General features: G+C 50.9%; 1 rRNA gene. It reads right to left on the minus strand.

The features are described from left to right. Positions 1 to 890: ribosomal RNA gene (locus tag AC3ASS_RS14360) — 23S ribosomal RNA — on the minus strand; the annotation flags it as partial. Between the last annotated feature and the right edge of the window lie 79 nt (positions 891 to 969).

Genomic DNA, 969 nt, shown 5'->3' on the forward strand with positions numbered 1-969 from the left:
CCTTGAGGCTAGCCCTAAAGCTATTTCGGAGAGAACCAGCTATCTCCAAGTTCGATTGGCATTTCACCCCTACCCACACCTCATCCCCGCACTTTTCAACGTGCGTGGGTTCGGGCCTCCAGTAAGTGTTACCTTACCTTCACCCTGGACATGGGTAGATCACCTGGTTTCGGGTCTACGACCTCATACTCATTCGCCCTATTCAGACTCGCTTTCGCTACGGCTCCGGTTCTTCACCTTAACCTCGCATGAAATCGTAACTCGCCGGTTCATTCTACAAAAGGCACGCCATCACCCATAAACGGGCTCTGACTACTTGTAGGCACACGGTTTCAGGTTCTCTTTCACTCCCCTCCCGGGGTGCTTTTCACCTTTCCCTCACGGTACTGGTTCACTATCGGTCACTAGGGAGTATTTAGCCTTGGGAGATGGTCCTCCCTGCTTCCGACGGGATTTCACGTGTCCCGCCGTACTCAGGATCCACTCAGGAGGGAACGAAGTTTCGACTACAGGGTTGTTACCTTCTCTGACGGGCCTTTCCAGACCTCTTCGTCTACCCCGTTCCTTTGTAACTCCACATTGAGTGTCCTACAACCCCAAAAGGTAAACCTTTTGGTTTGGGCTGTTCCCGTTTCGCTCGCCGCTACTCAGGGAATCGCTTTTGCTTTCTCTTCCTCCGGGTACTAAGATGTTTCAGTTCCCCGGGTATGCCCTCATTACCCTATGGATTCAGGTAATGATCCTACTCCATTACGAGTAGGGGGTTCCCCCATTCGGAAATCTCCGGATCAACGCTTACTTACAGCTCCCCGAAGCATATCGGTGTTAGTCCCGTCCTTCATCGGCTCCTAGTGCCAAGGCATCCACCGTGCGCCCTTCATAACTTAACCATTCTTTTTTCAAATCAAAGGGATCGATTTACTCGGTTGTTTCTTGCCTTCTTTCATTATCTAGTTTTCAAGGAACGAT

The sequence above is a fragment of the Bacillus sp. JST-5 genome (assembly GCF_057747715.1).